This window comes from Streptomyces thermospinosisporus (assembly GCF_039526425.1).
GTDB lineage: Bacteria > Actinomycetota > Actinomycetes > Streptomycetales > Streptomycetaceae > Streptomyces > Streptomyces thermocarboxydovorans.
Window position 1 is genome coordinate 82,488 of record NZ_BAAAIZ010000069.1, and the last position, 18,814, is coordinate 101,301.

Consider the following 18,814-nt stretch of genomic DNA (forward strand, 5'->3'; position numbering starts at 1 on the left):
GCCGACGCACGGCCCGTCCCCGGACCGTGATCGGCATGCACCCTATGGGGTCACCATCGCCTCACTACTCGCGGGTAGGGGTAGTTCTGACATCAACCGAAACCTCGCCGATGCCGCCCGCCACCGCCCGCACCCGGCTACCAGCACCCTGAACCCGGCACCCGGCACCCGCCCAAAAGGAACGCCGGGCGAGCTGAATCCATCAGCTCGCCCGGCGTTGTGTGCCGAGTGGGACGGCCTAGCAGCCGACCAGGCGGCTGGCCAGGTAGCCCTCGATCTGGTCGAGGGAGACGCGCTCCTGCTTCATGGAGTCGCGCTCGCGGACGGTCACCGCGTTGTCGTCCAGGGTGTCGAAGTCGACGGTCACGCAGTACGGCGTGCCGATCTCGTCCTGGCGGCGGTAGCGGCGGCCGATGGCACCGGCGTCGTCGAACTCGATGTTCCAGTGCTGGCGCAGCGCCTGCGCGAGGCCCTTGGCCTTCGGGGAGAGCTGCGGGTTGCGGGACAGCGGCAGGACGGCGGCCTTGACGGGCGCGAGACGGGGGTCGAGGCGCAGCACCGTGCGCTTCTCCATCTTGCCCTTGGCGTTGGGCGCCTCGTCCTCGACGTAGGCGTCGAGCATGAAGGCCAGCATGGCCCGGCCGACACCGGCCGCCGGCTCGATGACGTACGGGGTCCAGCGCTCGCCGGCCTCCTGGTCGAAGTAGGACAGGTCCTGGCCGGAGGCCTTGGAGTGGGCGGTGAGGTCGTAGTCGGTGCGGTTGGCGACACCCTCCAGCTCGCCCCACTCGCTGCCGCCGAAGTTGAAGCGGTACTCGATGTCGGCGGTGCGCTTGGAGTAGTGGGAGAGCTTCTCCTTCGGGTGCTCGTACCAGCGCATGTTCTCCTCACGGAGACCCAGGCCGGTGTACCAGTTCCAGCGCTGCTCCATCCAGTACTCGTGCCACTTCTCGTCCTCGCCCGGCTTGACGAAGAACTCCATCTCCATCTGCTCGAACTCGCGGGTGCGGAAGATGAAGTTGCCCGGCGTGATCTCGTTGCGGAACGACTTGCCCATCTGGGCGATGCCGAACGGCGGCTTGCGGCGCGAGGTGGTCTGCACCTGGGTGAAGTTGGTGAAGATTCCCTGTGCGGTCTCGGGGCGCAGGTAGGCGATGGAGCCGGAGTCCTGCGTCGGGCCGAGGTGCGTCGACAGCAGGCCCGAGAACTGCTTGGGCTCGGTGAACTGGCCCTTGTTGCCGCAGTTGGGGCAGTTGACGTCGGCCAGGCCGTTCTCGGGGGCACGGCCGTGCTTGGCCTCGTACGCCTCCTCCAGGTGGTCCGCTCGGAACCGCTTGTGACAGGAGGTGCACTCGGTGAGCGGGTCCGTGAAGGTGGCGACGTGACCGGAGGCCACCCACACCTCGGGGGCCAGGATCACGGACGAGTCGATGCCGACCACGTCCTCGCGCGACGTCACCATGTAGCGCCACCACTGGCGCTTGATGTTCTCCTTGAGCTCGACACCCAGAGGCCCGTAGTCCCAGGCGGCCCGCTGGCCGCCGTAGATCTCACTGCAGGGGAATACGAAGCCACGGCGCTTGCTCAGGCTGACGATGGTGTCGATCTTGTCGGCGGCCACGGTGCTCTCTTCATTACGACGACGGGCGACGAAGCGAGATGCTTCCAGCGAATGCTTCAGGTTACCGGCGGGCCCTGCCCCACGACCAAATCGGGACCCCCTCGAGTGCCCCGGCCGCACGCTCCCACCCGGCTTGTTGACAACGGTTCCCATCTTCTTTGAAAATGACTTTCATGAACGTACGACGACGCCTGATATCCGCGGCCGCTTACACCGCGGTCACCGCTCTCGGCCTGGGCACCCTGACCGGCTGCGCCGGCGACAGCGCCGCCGCGGGCAACACCGAGAAGTTCGACGTCGTCGCCTCGTTCTATCCGATGGCCTTCCTCGCCGAGCAGATCGGCGGCGAGCAGGTCAACGTCACCACCCTCACCGAGCCCGGCCAGGAGCCGCACGACCTGGAGATCAGCGCCCGGCAGGTGGCCCGGCTCGAGGAGTCCGACGCGGCCCTCTACCTCAAGGGGCTCCAGCCCTCCGTCGACGAGGCCATCGGCCAGTCCCCGGTGAAGACCAAGATCGACGCCGCCGCCCTCACCTCCCTCGAGGAGCACGGCGGGGAGCACGAGGAAGAACACGGCGGGGAGCACGAGGGCCACGATCACGCGCACGAGGGCGGCAGGGACCCGCACCTCTGGCTCGACCCGGTGAAGTACGCCGAGGTCGCCGAGGCCGTCGGCGCCGCCTTCGAGAAGGCCGACCCGGAGCACGCCTCCGGCTACCGCAAGAACACCGAGGCCCTGGTCAAGAAGCTGACCGCCCTCGACACCAGGTTCCGCACCGGCCTGGAGAAGCGGAAGACGGACGTCTTCGTCACCACGCACTCCGCCTTCGGCTACCTCGCCGAGCGCTACGGCCTGGTCGAGGAGTCCATCGCCGGCCTCGACCCCGAGTCCGAGCCCAGCGGCGCCCGCGTGAAGGAATTGTCGAGGACCGCCAAGGAGGACGGGGTGACCACCGTCTTCTACGAGACCCTCGTCAGCGACCGGACCGCCAGGACCCTGGCGAAGGACGCCGGCCTGAAGACCGACGTGCTCGACCCGCTCGAGGGCATCACGGACAAGTCCCGCGGCGACGACTACTTCGAGGTCATGGAGGCCAACCTCCGGGCCCTGCAGTCCGCCCTGGGCGCCCAGTGACACACCGAGTGACCCACACCGAGGAGGACGGCATGACCGAGCCCGTCATCACCCTGCGCGGCGTCCGCGCCGAGCTGGGCTCGCGCCCCGTCCTGCGCGGCATCGACCTCACCGTGCGCCGCGGCGAGGTCGTCGCCCTGCTCGGGGCCAACGGCTCCGGCAAGTCGACGGCGGTGCGCAGCATCATCGGCCAGGTGCCGGCCGTCTCCGGCGAGATCGAGCTGTTCGGCACCCCGCGGCGCCGCTTCCGCGACTGGGCCCGCGTGGGCTATGTCCCGCAGCGCACCACCGCGGCCGGCGGGGTCCCGGCGACGGTCGGCGAGGTGGTCGCCTCCGGCCGCCTGGCCCGCACCCGCTTCGGTCTCTTCCGCAGGGCCGACCGCGCCGCCGTGCAGCGCGCCCTGGAGCAGGTCGGCATGGCGGACCGGGTGAAGGACCCGGTGGACGCGCTCTCCGGCGGCCAGCACCAGCGCGTGCTGATCGCCCGCGCGCTCGCCGCCGCCCCCGAACTGCTGATCATGGACGAGCCGATGGCCGGCGTGGACCTCGCCAGCCAGGAGGTGCTCGCCGAGACCCTGCGCAGCCAGGTCGCCGAAGGGGCGACGGTGCTGCTGGTGCTGCACGAGCTGGGCCCGCTGGAGCCGCTGATCGACCGGGCGGTCGTGCTGCGCGACGGCTGCGTGGTGCACGACGGCCCGCCGCCGAAGGCGGTCGGGCAGCACGCGCTGCCCGGCCACGACCATGTCCACCCGCACGCACCCGCGGGTGCCGAACCGATCCGTACGGGGCTGCTGAGCTGATGGAGATCCTGAACTACGCCTTCATGCAGCGCGCGCTGCTCGCGGCCGTGCTGGTCGGCATCACCGCCCCCGCGGTCGGCATCTACCTGGTCCAGCGCCGCCAGGCCCTGATGGGCGACGGCATCGGCCATGTGGCGATGACCGGTGTGGGCCTCGGCTTCCTGTTGTCCTGGTCCCCCGTCTGGATGGCCACCCTGGTGTCCGTCCTCGGCGCCGTCCTGATGGAGCTCATCCGCTGGTACGGCCGCACCCGCGGCGACATCGCCCTCGCCATGCTGTTCTACGGCGGCATGGCGGGCGGCGTGATGTTCATCAACCTCGCCCCGGGCGGCTCCAACGCCGGCCTCACCTCGTTCCTCTTCGGCTCGCTCTCCACGGTCTCCCCGTCCGACGTGACCGCGATCTGCCTGCTGGCCGCCTTCGTGGTGCTGGTCACCGTGGGGCTGCGCCGCCAGCTGTTCGCGGTGAGCCAGGACGAGGAGTTCGCGCGGGTGACCGGCCTGCCGGTGCGGCTGCTGAACCTGCTCACCGCCGTCACGGCGGCGGTGACGGTGACGGTGGCGATGCGGGTGGTGGGCCTGCTGCTGGTCTCCGCGCTGATGGTCGTCCCGGTGGCCGCGGCCCAGCAGCTCAGCCGCAGCTTCGCGGCCACCTTCGCCATCGCCGTCGCGATCGGCGTGAGCGTGTCCCTCGGCGGCACGGTCACCTCGTACTACCAGGACGTCCCGCCCGGTGCGACGATCGTGCTGCTGACCATCGGCGCGTTCATCGCGCTGACCGCGCTGGCCGCGCCGCTGGCCCGCCGCCGCGCCCGGGCCCTGGCCGCGGCCCATCCCACGGGGGACGCCACGGAGTGCGCCATTCCGGCCACCCGGAGGTCCGGGGACGAGGTCGGCGTCTGAGCGACGCCTGCCTCGCCCGTGCCCGGGCTGGCAGAATGGCCCGGGCATGGCCCGGACAGTACGGAGGAGGCAACGGTGACGACCGCAGGACCGCCCGTGAAGGGCCGCGCCACCCGGCAGCGTGCCGCTGTGGCGGCTGCCCTCCAGGAGGTCGACGAGTTCCGCAGCGCGCAGGAGCTCCACGACATGCTCAAGCACAAGGGCGACTCGGTCGGTCTCACCACGGTCTACCGCACCCTGCAGTCCCTCGCCGACGCCGGCGAGGTGGACGTCCTGCGCACCGCCGACGGCGAGTCCGTCTACCGCCGCTGCTCCACCGGCGAGCACCATCATCACCTGGTCTGCCGGAACTGCGGCAAGGCCGTGGAGGTGGAGGGCCCCGCCGTGGAGAAGTGGGCCGAGGCCGTGGCGGCGGAGCACGGCTATGTGAACGTGGCCCACACGGTGGAGATCTTCGGCACCTGCGCGGAGTGCGCCGCCGCGGAGGACTGACCGGACCGCGCCGGGAACCGGACGAACCTGTCCGGCCTTTACCATTTCTACCGTTTCTCCAGCGGCACGAGCATCGCGGACACCGCGATGATCATCACTAGCACGGCGATCACCAGCAGCGCCCGCCCGGTGCCCAGCGGCACCAGCAGCAGCGTGGCCAGCGCCCCGCCCAGGAAGATGCCCGCCACCGTCGCCGTCCACCGCGTCCGCGCGAGCCGCTGCCGGGCCGACACCCCGCGCAGGACGTCGCCGGGCCGGTCGAGCACGTCGTTGACCAGCTCGGCGATCGCGGTCTGGCTCAACAGGGTCGGCATCCCCGGCACCCGCATGCGCAGCGCGGTGGAGGCCCGCACGCCCATCGCCAGCGCCACCAGCCCGATGCCGAAGAAGTCGGAGGTGTCGCCTACCGGGCCGGTGCCGTGCCGCAGCAGCACCACGGCACCACCGCCGGCCAGCAGCAGCGCCTCCCCCGTCAGCCCGACCGGGAACCAGGGCCGCCCCCGGTCCGCGAGCCACTTCAGCACGACGGCCGAGACGGCCGCAGCGCTCACGAACGCCCCGATCGTCGTCGCGGGCCGCGCCACCGGCACGTCCCCCTCGCCCGCGAGGGCGAACGACAGGAAGAGCACATTGCCCGTCACCAGCGCGCAGAAGACGTGCCCCATGGTCAGGAAGCTGATGGCGTCGACGGCGCCCGCCAGCACGGTGAGCAGGCCCATGACGGCCGTCCGCCGGTAATCGCTCACGGAGACAGCAGATGCGTCGGACATGCGGCCAGTGTGAGCAGCGGCACGCACGTCACCCCGCAGCGCCGCCCCGGACACGCGGCCGGAGCCTACGCGTGGGCTACCCGGGCGCCGGACACCCTGCGCCTCGGGACCCTCCTCTGCCCTGCCCTCGGCTACTGCGCCTGCCGGCCCTCCATGGCCAGCAGCTCCTCGTTCGGGATGGCGCCGCCGAACCGGCGGTCGCGGGAGGCGAACTCCACGCACGCCCGCCACAGGTCGCGCCGGTCGAAGTCCGGCCACAGCACGTCCTGGAACACCAGCTCGGCATAAGCGCTCTGCCACAGCAGGTAGTTGGAGGTGCGCTGCTCGCCGCTGGGCCGCAGGAAGAGATCAACGTCCGGCATGTCCGGGTAGTACAGGTACTTCGCGAAGGTCCGCTCCGTCACCTTCGACGGGTCCAGCCGCCCCGCCCGCACGTCCTCCGCGAGCGCCTTCGCCGCGTCCGCGATCTCCGCGCGCCCGCCGTAGTTCATGCAGAAGTACAGCGTCATCCGGTCGTTGCCCTGGGTCTGCTCCTGGGCGATCTGCAGCTCCTTGGCGACCGACTTCCACAGCTTGGGCATCCGCCCCACCCAGCGCACACGGATCCCCAGCTCGTCCAGCTGGTCCCGGGTCTTGCGGATGAAGTCGCGGTTGAAGTTCATCAGGAAGCGCACCTCGTCCGGCGAGCGCTTCCAGTTCTCGGTGGAGAAGGCATACAGCGACATCGCGCCGATGCCCATCTCGATGCCGCCCTGCAGCACGTCCAGCACCCGCTCGGCGCCGACCTTGTGCCCCTCGGTGCGCGGCAGCCCGCGCTCCTTGGCCCAGCGCCCGTTGCCGTCCATGACGATCGCCACATGGTTCGGGACCAGTTCGCCGGGGAGCTTCGGCGGCCGCGCGCCGGACGGGTGCGGTTCCGGCGTCCTGTACTCCCGGCGCTGACGCCCCAGGAACCCGCGTACGGCCATGTGTCTCTCGTCTCCTTAAGGCTGTGGTCGTGTCTGTGGCTGTTGTCCGTGGCTGTGTCTGCCGCTGCTCGGACGTCCTCGTTCGTGGCTACTTCTCGACGTACCGGAGCGAGCGCAGTCCCCGCTCCAGATGCCAGTGCAGGTAGGCGGAGACCAGCCCGCTGCCCTCCCGCACATACCGCGGCTCGCACGCGTCCGCGGTCTCCCAGTCTCCCGTGAGCAGTGCGCCGAGGAGTTCCAGGGTCTGGGGCGAGGGTACGACGCTGCCCGGCACCCGGCAGTCGGCGCAGAGGGATCCGCCGGAGGCGACCGAGAAGAACCGGTTCGGACCGGGCATACCACACTTCGCGCAGTCGCCGAAGCTGGGAGCGTAGCCGTTGACGGCGAGCGAGCGGAGCAGGAAGGCGTCGAGGACGAGCGAGGGTGCGTGCTCGCCGCGGGCGAGGGTGCGCAGGGCGCCGACCAGCAGCAGATACTGCTGCACCGCCGGCTCGCCCTCGTGATCGGTGAACCGCTCGGCGGTCTCCAGCATGGCCGTCCCGGCGGTGTAGCGGGCGTAGTCGCTGACGATCCCGGCGCCGTAGGGCGCGATCGTCTCGCTCTGCGTGCACAGCGGCAGGCCGCGCCCGACCAGCTCGCTGCCCTTGGCGAAGAACTGCACGTCGACGTGCGAGAACGGTTCGAGGCGTGCGCCGAACTTCGACTTCGTCCGGCGCACGCCCCTGGCCACGGCGCGTACGCGTCCGTGACCGCGAGTGAGCAAGGTGATGATCCGGTCCGCCTCACCCAGCTTCTGGGTGCGCAGCACGATGCCGTCGTCGCGGAACAGACTCATGGCACCCATTGTCGCCCACGTTCAGGGCACCTCACCGCGGCTGCGGGCATTGGCGTACGCGGTCGCCGCGCGCAGCCGCTCGGCCGGGGTCGCCTGCCGTACGGCTCTCGGGTCGGCATCCCACTCCTTGCCGCCACCGTACGGCCGCAGCTGGACATAGGGCCCCTGGTGGCCCATGACGATCCCGATCCGGTCCGTCCGGGTGTCGACCACGAAGGCTCCGACGGGCGGCTTCACCGCACCACCGTCCCGGCGAGCCGGCGGGCGGTCTCCACGGAGCACCGCCCCAATTCCACCAGCGGGCAGGGTGCCTCACGCGCGAGACTCACCGGGTCCAGACCGAGTGAGGGCAGAATAATTCCGGCCTTCGCGAGTACCGCCCGCAATTCCTTCACCACTTCCTCCGCTTCTTCGACGCAGAGCGCCGAGTGTCGTGCCGTCACGCTGATCCCCTAGCTATTCGAGTTTCACCCTTCTCACCACCACGGTGCCGTTGTCCGCCTACACTCGGGAAGGGTCTGCGCACAACTGCGGGGCTGCACAAAGAGGTTGAGCAATGGCCAACGGTTCGCGTCAGGCGGCGTGGGAGTTCTTCGGTGCAGAACTGAAGAGGCGTCGCGAGGAAGCGGGGTTCACGCAGGTCGAGCTGGGGGCGCGGGTCTTTGTCTCCGGCGGCTATATCGGCCAGTTCGAACAGGCGATTCGGAAGCCGCAATTGGACGTGGCCCAGCGCATCGACGAGGTGCTGCAAACCGATGGTATTTTCGAGCGGTTGTGGCGGAAGCTCATCAAGGACCAGCCATATACCGAGTACTTCGCTCACGCGGTCGAGCTGGAGCGGATGGCCACGGAAATCTGTGAGTACGCGCCGACAGTGGTTCCGGGACTCCTGCAAACACGGGAGTACGCGCGAGCGATGTTCGTGGCGGGCAACCCATTTGCCCCCGATGAGCACATCGAGGAACTGATCAAGGGGCGTATGGATCGGGCACGGGTACTGAAGGACGCTACAAGACCCTTGTTTGGGTGGTGCTGCACGAGACGGTGCTCCGTGTGCCCGTCGGCAGCCCCGCAGTCATGGCCCACCAGCTGGACCACATCACCCGCATGGTGCGGGAGCGCCAAGTGCTGCTTCAGGTACTCCCGTTCGCGGCTGGAGCCCATCCGGCCATGGGCAAGCTGCTCTGGCTCATGGAGTTCGAGGATGCCCCACCAACGGTCTATACAGAAGGCGTGTTTTCAGGGAGCCTGCTGGACGAACCGGCGCTGGTGAAGCGTGTGCGGGCGTCTTACGATCACATCAGGGCCGCCGCGCAGTCACCAGACGCGTCCCTGGCCCTGATCGAGTCGGCGGCGGAGGACCACAGACGATGCGCGACCTCGACCTGAGCACAGCCCGTTGGCGTAAGAGCACGTACAGCGGCGGCGACGGAGGAGAAGCCTGCGTCGAAGTCGCCTACGACTTCCCCGGCGCCGCCCGCTGGCGCAAGAGCAGTCACAGCGGAGGCAGCGGCGGCGAGGAGTACCTCGAAGTCGCCGCCGGAGTCCCCGGAGTCGTCCCTGTCCGGGACAGCAAAGTGACCGGCGGCCCCGTGATCGTCGTCGGGTCGGCCTCCTGGACGGAGTTCATACGTACCGTGGGGGCCGTCGGCGGCGGAATGCAGCCCCGCTGAGAGCTGGCCGGCGGCCCCGCGTCCCTACCGCCTACGCGATCGCCGTGCCCTCCAGCTCGACCATCAGGTCGGGAAGGGCCAGCCGCGTCACCCCCAGCACCGTCATCGCCGGGGCCACCCCTGCCGCGCACAGGCGGGACGCCAGCACCCCGTAGTGCTCGAAGAGCTGGTCCACATCCGTGGCGTAGACGGTGAGCCGGGCGAGGTCGCCCAGGGACATGCCGCCCTCGGCCAGCACCGCCTCCAGGTTGTCGACGGCCAGCGCGAGCTGGGCCCCCATGTCACCGGCATGCTGCGGCTTGCCCTCCCCGTCCATGGCGGCCTGCCCGGAGCAGTACAGGGTCCGGTGCGGCCCGGAGACGACCTGCCCCTGGCTGTAACCGAACCCCACCGACCACGCCCACGGGTTCACCGTCGTGCGCTCCATCACCACATCAACTCCGTTCAGCTCACGGCTTCTTCGTACGCCGACAAGCCTCCCGGCAAAGCACGACACCCTCCGTCACGTATTCGCTAGCGTCCTCGCATGCGTGCCGACCGCCTGATCTCACTGGTGCTGCTGCGTCAGCGCGGCCGGCTGACCGCGACCGCCCTGGCGCGGGAGCTGGAGGTGTCCACCCGCACCGTGCTGCGGGACATCGAGGCCCTGTCCGCGGCCGGCGTCCCGGTCTACGCCGAACGCGGCCGCAACGGCGGTTTCGCACTGCTGGAGGACTTCCGCACCGACCTCAGCGGGCTGCATCACGACGAGGCTCTCGCTCTGCTGGTCGCCGGATCGGGGCGCGCCGAGCAGGTCTTCGGCCTCGGCCCGGCGCTCTCCGCGGCCATGCGCAAGCTGGTCGACGCCCTGCCGGAGACCCAGCGGACGGTAGCGAACGACGCCGCGCGGCGCCTGCTGATCGACCCGGAGACCGACCTGCTGGTCCGCCGCCCGGCGGCCGATGAACTGCCCGGCCTCCTGATGCGCGAGGTCCGGCGCGCGGTGCTGACCGGCCGCAAGCTGCGCATACGGTACGCGGCCACGGGCCAGACCCCCCGCTGGCGCACAGTGGACCCGATCGGCCTGGTCACCGTCCGCGACCGCAGCTACCTGCTGGCCACCCGCTCCGGCGCGGACCGCACCTACCGGCTGTCCCGCATCAAGGCCGCCGAGGCACTGCCAGAACCGGCCGACCGGCCCAGCCAGGTCGACCTGGACCAGGTCTGGCGAGAGCGGTGCGCCGGCTTCCTGTCCGGCGTCGACCCGGTGACCGTGCGGGTGCGGGTGAACCCGGAACACCGGGACGAGCTGATACGCACCGCCCTGGCCGTCCGCGCCCAGGAGCCCGGCGACGACGGCGACTGGCCCCAGCTGGAGGTCACCTTCCAGGACGCCCGCCACGCCGAATGGACCCTCTGGCAACTCCCCGCCGACGCCGAGGCCTTGTCCCCGGAGTGGCTGCGCGCGTCCCTGCACCGGCGAGCGACCGCCATGGCCGCCCAGTACGGGGCGACCACCTGACCGTCTCTCACTACAAGGCTCTTGCAGTGACCGCCGTACGCACCCGCGCCCGGTGCTCGGTGGTGGCCAGCCGCAGACCCAGCTCCACCAGGGCCCAGCCCAGGCGGGTGCGCACGAGTGCACGGGAGGGCCGACGGACCACCACCGGGGCGGGGCCGTTCGTCCCGGGCCGCGCGCGGAGTTCGGCGGCACGGAGGCGGTGCAGGACGAGGTGTGTCTCGGGCTCGGGGTGCATCACTGTTGTGCTGCCTCTCGCTCCGTGCGGGTGTCCGTGCGGACGGGGATGAGGTGGGTGTGCAGGCGGACCTGCTCGGTGTTCGGGGTGCCCTCGGCGGGTGCCCGGTCGCGGTAGCTCTGCACGAGGTCGTGCATCTTCTCCCTCAGCTCGCACGCCAGTTCCGGCGTGAGGTCGAGCGTCCAGTCGCTCATGTCCCAGGCGCGCTGCCACTCCTCGGGCCAGTCGTCGCGGGTGCCGAGCCAGGTGGTCAGCTCGCGGGTGTGCAGCGCTGCCACCTCGTGCACGAACAGGTCGGCGGCGCCGCGTACTTCGGGGTCGCTGTCCTGGAAGAGCCGGCCGTCGAAGAGCACGCCGTCATGGACCGCCCGCCACCATCGCTCGCGCCCCTTGCCCCGCTCCGGCACGTCCTCCACGAAGCCGTGCGCGGCGAGCTGGCGCAGGTGGTAGCTGGTGGCGCCGCTGGACTCGCCGAGTTTCGCGGCGAGCTGGGAGGCCGTCGCCGGGCCGCCCCGGCGCAGGGCGTTGAGCAGCTCCATGCGCAGGGGGTGGGCGAGACCCCGCAGGGAGCGGGCGTCGAGACTGCGGACCTGCTGCGGGTCCTGAGGATCTGCCATGGAACGAGAGTAGAGATGCAAAGAACCTGTTGCAAGGCTTTCTTTGCAACGAGTTCTTTGTACGTCGCTTTCCCGCTTTCCCGGGTCAGGGCGGATCCCGGCGCGCGTCCCACAGGTGCCCGAAGCGTTCCTTGCGCCGGGTGACCTTGTCCTGGCGGGCGTCGAGTTTGGCGTTGGGGTTGAGCTGCTGCACATCCGTGGTGATCTCGAAGTACAGCGCGCCGTCGAAGATCACGACGTCCAGCGTCTCGCCGACGCGGATGTTCGGCGGGAGCTCGGACAGAACCACCACGCCGACCTCCATGCCGGCGTCCCTCTGCTGCTCGAGGATCTCGTTCAGGTCCTCGTCCAGTTCCTCGGGATTCCTCGCTATGAACAGGCGCCTGATCTTCACGCCGTGCCGCTGGATCACCTCGCGCTGCACGTCCAGGTAGTACTTGGCGGTCGCGGTCTCCCAGAACGCCCGGTCGACGAAGCTGCTGGTGGCGTCGATGCTCTCGCGGGCGCACTGCGTCAGCTCGATGAGCAGGTCGTTGTTCTCCCCCGGCCAGTCGCCGTGCTCCGAGGCCAGCGCCGTCATCGTCGAGGCCAGCCGCTCGATCTGGGCCCGTGCGAACTCCTTCAGGAAGTCCTGGCCCTGCGATCCCACCTGCACGGCGCCCCTGACCAGCCGCTTGACCTCGTCGGACGGCATCCGGGCGTCCTTCATCTCGCCGAACAGGCTGGTGACCTCGCCGATCTGCCGGAAACTCTGGTCCACCAGTTCCGACAACTCCTGGTACCGTGCGGCGAGATCGTCCCTCAGTTCACGCCGGCTCTCCCGCTGAACGCTCTCCACCGACCCCAGCCGCTGCTCGAAGTCGACCATGTACTGCACGATCAGCGTCGCACCGCCGATGACGACGGCCAAGGCGATCTGCCACAGCTCCTGCTGCGACTGATCGATCAAGTTGGTGATCACATAGGAGACCGTCCCCACGGCCACGGTGATCACGATCTTCAGCACGACCGGCGGTATGCGCAGCCCGCCCGTCAGCGGACCGTTACCCGGCTCTCCGTCCATGACTGCCTCTTCCAGCGCAATTGTCGGGGCTCTTGAGTCAGCGCGTGCTGAGTGTCTGATGCGGCGTCGTCACGGCCTGGAGGGCCAGTCGGTCCCTGATGCGCCGGCTCAGGTTCTCCCACTGGCGGGAGAACCCCGGACGTGCCTCCAGTGCGTCCCACAGGTGGGCCAGCGCGGGGTCCGCATGCGCCCGCGGCATCCACAGATGCAGAAGATGAACGACGAGCGGATGGAGCGTCTCGAGCACGGCCGGCCCGTCCGCCGCACCGAGCCGACGGCTGTCCAGCATCTGCTGGACGGTCGTCAGCAGCCAGTCGTGCCGGGCCAGGTCCTCACAGAGGCCCGCCGCCGAGGCGGCCGGGACATCCTCCGGCAGCCGCAGCTGCATGGTCCGCAGTCCGCCCTCGGCGACCGTGAAGTTCACCAGGGTGGCCCGCTCGCCCTCAGGGACCCTGCCGGCGATCCAGCGCAGCCGCAGCGGACGGGACTTGAAGGGCACCCTCCGGTCGAGGAGCGGGTGGCGCCGAAGGTGCGCCAACAGGCCCTCGGCGATCATCCCGAGGTCGAGTTCGCCCCGCTCGGCACCGCGCAGCGCACCCTCCGCCGCGGCCGGCAGCGGCAGCTTGCCGAAGGGCTCGACCAGGCCCGGCCGGACCAGGTACTGCCCCCAGGGACGCCGCACGACGGGGCCGGTGGCGGGGAGACGGACGTACGCGGTCGACTGCAGCAGGCGGCCCTCGGTCAGTGCCGCGCGGGCGGCCACCGTACCCACGGCCCGGACCTTGGCGCCGTTGGAGGTGGGCAGCCGGCAGTCCACCCCCGTCAGCACCTCGGGGGAAAGGGCGTACCTGCCGGGCCGTTCGCAGACCCGGACGTGCTCGTCCGCGCGCAGCCTCAGCAGCTGGGCCGCGGCCCGGCCGTCCAGCGCGTGCAAGGACGGGAGCAGACAGGTGCGCACCTCGCCGCAGACGAGCACCGAACGCGCCGGTTGTCCGGGGGCCGTCGTCATCTCAGGGGCTCCTCGTAGAAGACATACGCGGCGCGCTGTGCGATCGCGTCCGGGACCGGCATCCCCTCGGCGGCGGACCGCCTGGCGACCTGCTCCAGCGCCCCGGCGTCGACGTCCACCTGGTCGAGGATGAGCCGTACGGCGTCCTCGACGGCGAGGAAGCGGTTGGACATCAGGGTGCAGGTGCGGTACGCGCTGAAAGCCGCGTCGGTGCCGGTGAGCTTGATCAGCGGCGGCAGCCTGTCCCAGTCGTGCGGGAAGTCCGCGCCCTGCCACTGCGTCCACGTCAGCACGGGCAGGCCCAGGTGCCGCAGCAGGCCCAACCGGGCCAGTTGCCATACGGCGGCCAGGAACGGGCAGGACCACAGACGCCGTCCGTCCTTCTCGGACCACAGTTCCACGTCCATGAAAATGGAGTGGTCGCGGGCCGCGGTCTCCCGCGGCGGCTCCCAGCCCTTGGCCCTGCCGCCGAGCGCGGCGGCCGGCATCGTGGGGCTGCGCCGGCCGTTGGCGAGCCAGCCCGTCTGGCTGACGGGCGGGCGGAAGCCGCAGCTGCCCGGCGGCGGCGACTCGACGAGGCGGTGCATGACGGACTCGGCGAGTTCGACGCGGTCGGCGATCGCGCAGGCCGACTCGCGAGCCAGGTAGTCGATCACCAGTCCGGCCTTCTCGGCTTCCCGCAGCACCATCGGGATCAGGTCTGCCGGAGCGGAGAAGCGGGTGAAGTAGTCGTCGACGAGGAAGCAGGTGCTGATGCGGGGCCGACGGGTGCGGCGGGCCACCGAGGCGCGTACGGCGTCCGCCCAGATCCGGACCTCGGCGAAGTGCCCGGCCAGCCGCTCGGGACCCGCCTCGAAGTCCTCCAGGTAGAGGTGGCCCAGCTCCAGGGAGAGATGGGCCAGCGGCACGGCCTCGGTCCGGAGTTCGGCGGCGGTCTCCTTGAACACGGCCTCGCTCACGCCTGCTCCCAGTACGTCTCGTCGGTCAGACGGCCGGCGAGCGCGCTCAGCGCCTGCAAGGTCGCCATGTTGGCGATCTGGCTGCCGTACACGTCCTCCTCGGTGATGAGCTGCTCGCGCCATTGCAGGACCGGTTCCAGGGGCACGGAGCCGAGAACCTGGCCGCGGCCGATCCCGTGCTTGGCGGCGAGCTGCTTGAGGTTGCCGTCGGTCTGGCGCATCCACGCCGACTGGGTGGGCGAGACCTGGGACCACAAGAACGATTCGGGGTCGGGTACGGCGGTCCGGACGAACCGGATCGCATGGCGCAGCGCCTCCTCGTCGTGGCCGAGGTGGACGCCGCCCGTGACGATGCCGCGCTTGCCGAAGACCAGGCTCGCGGCGGCCGCCACATGCTCGCGAGTCCAGCGGTGGAAGACCAGCCAGCGAGCCGTGATCTCGCTCATCTCGGGCTGGGCGGTGGCCTCGAGGACCATGTCGACGGCGTAGGAACGGCCGGCGCTCAGGTCCACGACGACCAGGTCGAACTCGTAGTACAGCGTCATCAGCAGATCGACGCAGCGGCGCAGGTAGTCGCGGCTGATGGCGAACTCGCCGCCGCTGGGGTCGCCGGGCATCAGAATGAGACGGCCGCAGCCGGGCGGCGGCGAGCGCAGCACGGGGTGTTCGGTCTCGGACCAGACGTCGATCCTGGCGGGTTCGCCGGTCTCGCCCAGCAGATGGGCGTGCAGTCCTCTGTCCTCGGTGGCCCGGCGGGCGTCGGCCACATCGAAGACGTCCGCCGCGGTGGGAGAACCGAAGTCGAAGTCCAGGTAGCAGACGTCGTCCCCGGCCAGGGTGCGGTGGTAGGCGAGGTTCGCGCTGGTGACGGTCCGGCCCGCGCCTCCCTTGTCGGAGACCGCGAAGATCAGCACCGTAGTCACGCTCCCCGGTCCGCGGTCTCACGGGCCAGGGCGAGCGCGTCGAGCTGTCCCAGCGCCGCAACTGCCAAGGCGCAGGCGCGACCCGGCTGTTCGTCCACGAGACCGCGGGCGCGGCGCAACGCGACCTCGATGTGCAGGAACTCGGCCATCGCTCTCATGAGGCTGGCGGGGATATCCGCCCGCCCGCCGGCCTGCTGCAGGGCCTGCTGGACGTCCTTCTCGATGGAGTCCGGGTCGTCCAGGCGGAATGCCGGGATTTCGGTGGCCGGGTACAGCAGACACAGCAGCCGCTCCGCGTCGGTGACGCTGCTCCGCCCGCCCCGCTCCCCGCTGCTCCGCCCGCCCCGCTCCCCCCAGTCCCACTCACCGCCGTCGAAGCAATGGCGGGCCATCGCCTGCCATAACTCCAGCACATGCGGACGTGGCCTGATCTGCATCTCTGCCCCCCACAGATCGCGTCGCGGCTACCGGTCGCCGAGTGTCTGATTACCCCCGCGGCGGAAGCCGCAAGCCACGATCATGGACGAATAGCCGTCTCGCACCGCGTTGGGCTCCCCGACGGTGAACATCTTGAACTCATCGGCACTGACCTCGATCGCGGACCGGATCTCCGGCCAGCCGACATCACAAGCGGGAAAATGAGTGTCCCCGACGACATAGCCCTCCGAGTGCTCCATGAACGCGGCCGCGAACGGCGCACCCGGGGCGAGTGAGAGCAGGAAGCGCTCGACGGCCACGCGGAACTCCTCATGGCTGGTCGACAGGGATTCGGCGACGAAGAACATGGTGCCGAGCGACCAGTGCTCCGGCCGGTCGCTCAGCGCGAAAAGGTCTCCTTGTTCGACCTGCGTGGCCTCGGCGAACCTCTTCCTCGGGTCGCCCGGAAGCGCGGCGTACGCCCCGTCCTCGCAGAGCAGGTTCCAGAACGCGTCCCAGTCCCGGTCGTAGGACAGCCGCTGCGCCTCGAGGTACCGCACGTTGGGCTCCGCCCGGTCGAGCAAGGTGATGTCGTCGCACCAGGGCAGCATGCAAAAGGCCGGATAGAGATTGGCTCCGGCCCCGACGTCGATCCCGCGGACCGGGCGATCCCCGGTGATACGGAAATGATCACTGAAGTGGTCACGGACGATCGAAATGATCTCCCGGTCCTCCGGGATCATCCTTTTGTAGTTGTGATCGACATAGGCCTGTGGGTCGAATGCGTCCCAGGGGGCTTCCGCGTTCAACTGCGAGACGTTCCCGGGTGATCCCAGATGCATGCCTCACGGTACCAAGATCCGAATCTGCTGACTTGAACTCAGATGCCCCGACCGGCAATTCTGGTCGAATGTCCGATCACGACGACCCACACCCGGCGATCCGTTCGGCCCGCGAAGAAGATCTGCCGGAGATCCACCGTCTCGACAACGAGGTCTTCACATCCAGCCCGTACTCCTTCCTTGTCCTGCGTCAGCACTTCGACGCGCACGGCGACCATCTGCTCGTCCGGTACGAGGGTGAGAGCCTGCAGGGCTACGTCCTGTCCGCCGTCCGCGCGGACCGCTTAGCCGGCTGGGTCCACAGCCTGGCCGTCGCCCGGGAGCAACGCGGCCGCGGGCTGGGCCGGCAGCTGATGGAGGAAGCCCTCCGGCGGCTGGACGAAGCCGGCGTCCTCGAGGCGCGCCTGGCCGTGGAACCGGCCAACACGCCGGCGATCACGCTGTACGAGGCTCTCGGGTTCTCGCCCGACGGGGCCGTGCAGCAGGACTACTTCGGACCGGGCGAGGAGCGGCTCATCATGTCCCTCAAGCTGTGAACGGGTGCTGTGCGTATCGCCGCGCCACCGGCCGGTGCCGCCCCGCCGAGGGCCGCCGTGAGGCCCACCGCTGCCGCTCCGGTGAGGAAGCCGGCCCGGCTGATGCCCTTCCTGCGCGGTGCGTTCGCCGGGTTCGCCGTGCTCTCCGTATGCGCCGTAGTCGCCGTCTCCGTCTTCGCCGTGTTCTCCATACCGTCACCGTGGCCGACCCGGCGTCCGTCCGCTGTCGGCCATCGGTCCACGGCAGCGCGCCGAAAGTCGCCGCCGGACACCGCCCGCCACGCCGCTCGTCGGACCGGACGATGAACTGCCGATGGCTCCTTTGGCATGACCTTTGGCGTTCACCGCAACGGTCCCGCCCCGTCGCGGCCTCTTCTCCAGCACAATCGACTTCCCTTTATAAGGAGACCGTTATGACCGCCACGACCTTTTTCGAGTACCAAGACAGCGATTACCTGCTGCCCCCGCCGAACCCGGCGGACCGCGTCGACTTCGACCTGACCATCGATCCGCGCGACCGCCGCCGTCTGGAGCTGCACGCCGCCCTCACCGCCGCCGGCATCCCGCCCCGGCCCGAGGACCGTGAGGCCATCGACAGCCTCAGCACACTGCCCGGCAGCATCATCGCCACGATCCAACGGTGGCTGTGCCACCCGCTGTGACCCGCGCCCCGCTCACCGCGAGCCCGGTGCCACCAGGCCCGACTCGTAGGACACGATCACCAGTTGGGCCCGGTCCCGCGCGCCGAGCTTGCCCATCATGCGGCTGACGTGAGTCTTCGCGGTGAGCGGGCTCAGCCCCAGCGCCTCGGCGATCTCGGTGTTGTTCAGGCCCCGTGCGACCAGGGTGAGGACCTCGCGCTCCCGGTTCGACAGGCACTCGGGACCGGCGGCGGCGACCGGCGGGGCAGGGTTACGCGAGGGAGCAGGCGGGGGCCTGCGGTGCGGGAATGCGGTGGCCCGGGGCCGGGCCGCACGGGCCACGGCTTCGGGTCAGGGCTTCGGGCCAGGGCTTCGGGCCAGGGCTTCGGGCCAGGGCTTCGGGTCAGGCTGCCGAGGCCTCGACCGCGGCCTTGATCCGCCGGCCGAACGCGGGTGCGTCCTTGCGCGCCGCGCCGGCGGCGAACGGGAGCAGCAGTTTGCCCACGCCATGGCCTTCGAGGACGTTGAACAGCCGCACCCGGGTGCCGCCGTCGGCCGTCGGCTCCAGGTCGTAACCGCCCTCGCGGGCAGTGATGGTGTTGTGGGACACCTCCCGCCAGCGGATCCGTGTCGGTGTGGTCATTTCGCTGATCTCGAAGTCACGCTCGGACTTCATCCCGGCGTCCTTGACGGTGCTGTGGAAGACGGTCCCGACCTGCGTCGCGCCCTCCGGCCGTTTGTCGATCCGCAGAACACGCGGGCTGAACTCCGGGTCGTGCCGCCCGTCCGCGAGGTAGGCGAACACATCCTCGATGGGGCGGTCGATGTCGATGACGGCCTCGAACTGCGTACTCATACGCTTCTCCTCGGGAGA

22 protein-coding genes and 3 pseudogenes are annotated in these 18,814 nt (G+C 70.0%); 9 read left to right on the forward strand and 16 right to left on the reverse strand.

Annotated features, from left to right (window positions below):
- Positions 1 to 238: 238 nt before the first annotated feature.
- The gene (locus ABD207_RS22360) at positions 239 to 1,621 is read right to left on the reverse strand and encodes a glycine--tRNA ligase (RefSeq protein WP_344014890.1); all 1,383 of its coding nucleotides are present in this window, start codon (positions 1,619 to 1,621) and stop codon (positions 239 to 241) included.
- Between the two features lie 173 nt (positions 1,622 to 1,794).
- On the opposite strand from ABD207_RS22360, the gene ABD207_RS22365 reads away from it, so the two are divergent.
- The 4 genes from ABD207_RS22365 to ABD207_RS22380 all read left to right on the forward strand — a co-directional run bounded on the left by ABD207_RS22365 (position 1,795) and on the right by ABD207_RS22380 (position 4,951).
- The gene (locus ABD207_RS22365) at positions 1,795 to 2,757 is read left to right on the forward strand and encodes a metal ABC transporter substrate-binding protein (protein ID WP_344014891.1); all 963 of its coding nucleotides are present in this window, start codon (positions 1,795 to 1,797) and stop codon (positions 2,755 to 2,757) included.
- A 32-nt stretch (positions 2,758 to 2,789) separates the two neighbouring features.
- Complete coding sequence (locus tag ABD207_RS22370; protein ID WP_344014893.1) at positions 2,790 to 3,557, forward strand: metal ABC transporter ATP-binding protein; 768 nt, start codon at positions 2,790 to 2,792, stop codon at positions 3,555 to 3,557.
- Positions 3,557 to 4,459, forward strand: coding sequence for a metal ABC transporter permease (locus ABD207_RS22375; RefSeq protein WP_344014894.1), 903 nt, complete (start codon positions 3,557 to 3,559; stop codon positions 4,457 to 4,459). The genes ABD207_RS22370 and ABD207_RS22375 overlap by 1 nt, the downstream gene beginning before the upstream one ends.
- A gap of 75 nt (positions 4,460 to 4,534) precedes the next feature.
- Positions 4,535 to 4,951, forward strand: coding sequence for a Fur family transcriptional regulator (locus ABD207_RS22380; protein WP_167996485.1), 417 nt, complete (start codon positions 4,535 to 4,537; stop codon positions 4,949 to 4,951).
- A 47-nt stretch (positions 4,952 to 4,998) separates the two neighbouring features.
- Here the strand turns inward: ABD207_RS22380 and ABD207_RS22385 are convergent, their stop codons facing one another.
- The 5 genes from ABD207_RS22385 to ABD207_RS22405 all read right to left on the reverse strand — a co-directional run bounded on the left by ABD207_RS22385 (position 4,999) and on the right by ABD207_RS22405 (position 7,967).
- A complete protein-coding gene (locus tag ABD207_RS22385) occupies positions 4,999 to 5,721 on the reverse strand; it encodes a DUF1275 family protein (RefSeq protein ID WP_344014895.1) in 723 nt (240 codons plus the stop codon).
- 131 nt (positions 5,722 to 5,852) lie between these two features.
- Complete coding sequence (locus ABD207_RS22390; protein ID WP_344014896.1) at positions 5,853 to 6,689, reverse strand: isoprenyl transferase; 837 nt, start codon at positions 6,687 to 6,689, stop codon at positions 5,853 to 5,855.
- 88 nt (positions 6,690 to 6,777) lie between these two features.
- Positions 6,778 to 7,524: a DNA repair protein RecO gene (gene recO, locus ABD207_RS22395; RefSeq protein WP_344007122.1), complete on the reverse strand. Its 747-nt coding sequence runs from the start codon at positions 7,522 to 7,524 to the stop codon at positions 6,778 to 6,780.
- 21 nt (positions 7,525 to 7,545) lie between these two features.
- Positions 7,546 to 7,761, reverse strand: coding sequence for a hypothetical protein (locus tag ABD207_RS22400; protein ID WP_344014897.1), 216 nt, complete (start codon positions 7,759 to 7,761; stop codon positions 7,546 to 7,548).
- Positions 7,758 to 7,967, reverse strand: coding sequence for a hypothetical protein (locus ABD207_RS22405; protein WP_344014898.1), 210 nt, complete (start codon positions 7,965 to 7,967; stop codon positions 7,758 to 7,760). Before ABD207_RS22405 ends, ABD207_RS22400 begins: the two co-directional genes overlap by 4 nt.
- Before the next feature lie 113 nt (positions 7,968 to 8,080).
- Here ABD207_RS22405 and ABD207_RS22410 point away from each other — a divergent pair.
- Positions 8,081 to 8,913: pseudogene (locus ABD207_RS22410) on the forward strand (helix-turn-helix domain-containing protein).
- Entirely contained in the window at positions 8,895 to 9,197 is a 303-nt protein-coding gene (locus ABD207_RS22415; RefSeq protein ID WP_344014899.1) for a DUF397 domain-containing protein, read from the forward strand. The pseudogene ABD207_RS22410 and the gene ABD207_RS22415 overlap by 19 nt, the downstream one beginning before the upstream one ends.
- Positions 9,198 to 9,228: 31 nt before the next feature.
- Here the strand turns inward: ABD207_RS22415 and ABD207_RS22420 are convergent, their stop codons facing one another.
- Complete coding sequence (locus ABD207_RS22420) at positions 9,229 to 9,624, reverse strand: RidA family protein (RefSeq protein WP_344014900.1); 396 nt, start codon at positions 9,622 to 9,624, stop codon at positions 9,229 to 9,231.
- Between the two features lie 99 nt (positions 9,625 to 9,723).
- Between ABD207_RS22420 and ABD207_RS22425 the strand changes: the two genes are divergently transcribed.
- Positions 9,724 to 10,698 (forward strand): helix-turn-helix transcriptional regulator, encoded by a 975-nt coding sequence (locus tag ABD207_RS22425; protein ID WP_344014901.1) that lies wholly within the window; start codon positions 9,724 to 9,726, stop codon positions 10,696 to 10,698.
- A gap of 234 nt (positions 10,699 to 10,932) precedes the next feature.
- Here ABD207_RS22425 and ABD207_RS22430 read toward each other — a convergent pair whose 3' ends face one another.
- The 7 genes and pseudogenes from ABD207_RS22430 to ABD207_RS22460 form a co-directional block, all read right to left on the reverse strand.
- The gene (locus ABD207_RS22430) at positions 10,933 to 11,550 is read right to left on the reverse strand and encodes an ArsR/SmtB family transcription factor (RefSeq protein WP_344014902.1); all 618 of its coding nucleotides are present in this window, start codon (positions 11,548 to 11,550) and stop codon (positions 10,933 to 10,935) included.
- 85 nt (positions 11,551 to 11,635) lie between these two features.
- Complete coding sequence (locus tag ABD207_RS22435) at positions 11,636 to 12,613, reverse strand: hypothetical protein (RefSeq protein WP_344014903.1); 978 nt, start codon at positions 12,611 to 12,613, stop codon at positions 11,636 to 11,638.
- Positions 12,614 to 12,650: 37 nt separating this feature from the next.
- The gene (locus ABD207_RS22440; protein WP_344014904.1) at positions 12,651 to 13,622 is read right to left on the reverse strand and encodes an SCO2521 family protein; all 972 of its coding nucleotides are present in this window, start codon (positions 13,620 to 13,622) and stop codon (positions 12,651 to 12,653) included.
- Positions 13,619 to 14,581 (reverse strand): SCO2522 family protein, encoded by a 963-nt coding sequence (locus ABD207_RS22445; protein WP_344014905.1) that lies wholly within the window; start codon positions 14,579 to 14,581, stop codon positions 13,619 to 13,621. Before ABD207_RS22445 ends, ABD207_RS22440 begins: the two co-directional genes overlap by 4 nt.
- Complete coding sequence (locus tag ABD207_RS22450; RefSeq protein WP_344014971.1) at positions 14,578 to 15,495, reverse strand: SCO2523 family variant P-loop protein; 918 nt, start codon at positions 15,493 to 15,495, stop codon at positions 14,578 to 14,580. The genes ABD207_RS22445 and ABD207_RS22450 overlap by 4 nt, the downstream gene beginning before the upstream one ends.
- A gap of 143 nt (positions 15,496 to 15,638) precedes the next feature.
- A pseudogene (locus ABD207_RS22455) lies at positions 15,639 to 15,941 on the reverse strand (SCO2524 family protein); the annotation flags it as partial.
- Between the two features lie 27 nt (positions 15,942 to 15,968).
- A complete protein-coding gene (locus ABD207_RS22460; RefSeq protein ID WP_344014907.1) occupies positions 15,969 to 16,730 on the reverse strand; it encodes an SCO2525 family SAM-dependent methyltransferase in 762 nt (253 codons plus the stop codon).
- A gap of 101 nt (positions 16,731 to 16,831) precedes the next feature.
- Here ABD207_RS22460 and ABD207_RS22465 point away from each other — a divergent pair, with 101 nt between their 5' ends.
- The gene (locus ABD207_RS22465; RefSeq protein ID WP_344014908.1) at positions 16,832 to 17,299 is read left to right on the forward strand and encodes a GNAT family N-acetyltransferase; all 468 of its coding nucleotides are present in this window, start codon (positions 16,832 to 16,834) and stop codon (positions 17,297 to 17,299) included.
- A 413-nt stretch (positions 17,300 to 17,712) separates the two neighbouring features.
- Positions 17,713 to 17,961, forward strand: coding sequence for a hypothetical protein (locus ABD207_RS22470; RefSeq protein ID WP_344014909.1), 249 nt, complete (start codon positions 17,713 to 17,715; stop codon positions 17,959 to 17,961).
- Positions 17,962 to 17,973: 12 nt separating this feature from the next.
- On the opposite strand, the pseudogene ABD207_RS22475 reads toward ABD207_RS22470, so the two are convergent.
- Together ABD207_RS22475 and ABD207_RS22480 are read right to left on the reverse strand one after the other, a co-directional pair.
- Positions 17,974 to 18,216: pseudogene (locus tag ABD207_RS22475) on the reverse strand (response regulator transcription factor); the annotation flags it as partial.
- A 127-nt stretch (positions 18,217 to 18,343) separates the two neighbouring features.
- On the reverse strand, positions 18,344 to 18,796 hold the full coding sequence (locus ABD207_RS22480; protein WP_344014910.1) for an SRPBCC family protein: 453 nt from the start codon (positions 18,794 to 18,796) through the stop codon (positions 18,344 to 18,346).
- Positions 18,797 to 18,814 lie beyond the last annotated feature (18 nt).

What these genes read in the sequence shown, in the direction of transcription:
- ABD207_RS22365 (WP_344014891.1), top strand. Translation starts at nt 1,795, where the DNA reads ATGAACGTACGACGACGCCTGATATCCGCGGCCGCTTACACCGCGGTC.
- ABD207_RS22370 (WP_344014893.1), top strand. Translation starts at nt 2,790, where the DNA reads ATGACCGAGCCCGTCATCACCCTGCGCGGCGTCCGCGCCGAGCTGGGC.
- ABD207_RS22375 (WP_344014894.1), top strand. Translation starts at nt 3,557, where the DNA reads ATGGAGATCCTGAACTACGCCTTCATGCAGCGCGCGCTGCTCGCGGCC.
- ABD207_RS22385 (WP_344014895.1), bottom strand. Translation starts at nt 5,721, where the DNA reads ATGTCCGACGCATCTGCTGTCTCCGTGAGCGATTACCGGCGGACGGCC.
- ABD207_RS22390 (WP_344014896.1), bottom strand. Translation starts at nt 6,689, where the DNA reads ATGGCCGTACGCGGGTTCCTGGGGCGTCAGCGCCGGGAGTACAGGACG.
- recO (WP_344007122.1), bottom strand. Translation starts at nt 7,524, where the DNA reads ATGAGTCTGTTCCGCGACGACGGCATCGTGCTGCGCACCCAGAAGCTG.
- ABD207_RS22415 (WP_344014899.1), top strand. Translation starts at nt 8,895, where the DNA reads ATGCGCGACCTCGACCTGAGCACAGCCCGTTGGCGTAAGAGCACGTAC.
- ABD207_RS22420 (WP_344014900.1), bottom strand. Translation starts at nt 9,624, where the DNA reads ATGGAGCGCACGACGGTGAACCCGTGGGCGTGGTCGGTGGGGTTCGGT.
- ABD207_RS22425 (WP_344014901.1), top strand. Translation starts at nt 9,724, where the DNA reads ATGCGTGCCGACCGCCTGATCTCACTGGTGCTGCTGCGTCAGCGCGGC.
- ABD207_RS22430 (WP_344014902.1), bottom strand. Translation starts at nt 11,550, where the DNA reads ATGGCAGATCCTCAGGACCCGCAGCAGGTCCGCAGTCTCGACGCCCGC.
- ABD207_RS22435 (WP_344014903.1), bottom strand. Translation starts at nt 12,613, where the DNA reads ATGGACGGAGAGCCGGGTAACGGTCCGCTGACGGGCGGGCTGCGCATA.
- ABD207_RS22440 (WP_344014904.1), bottom strand. Translation starts at nt 13,622, where the DNA reads ATGACGACGGCCCCCGGACAACCGGCGCGTTCGGTGCTCGTCTGCGGC.
- ABD207_RS22465 (WP_344014908.1), top strand. Translation starts at nt 16,832, where the DNA reads ATGTCCGATCACGACGACCCACACCCGGCGATCCGTTCGGCCCGCGAA.
- ABD207_RS22470 (WP_344014909.1), top strand. Translation starts at nt 17,713, where the DNA reads ATGACCGCCACGACCTTTTTCGAGTACCAAGACAGCGATTACCTGCTG.
- ABD207_RS22480 (WP_344014910.1), bottom strand. Translation starts at nt 18,796, where the DNA reads ATGAGTACGCAGTTCGAGGCCGTCATCGACATCGACCGCCCCATCGAG.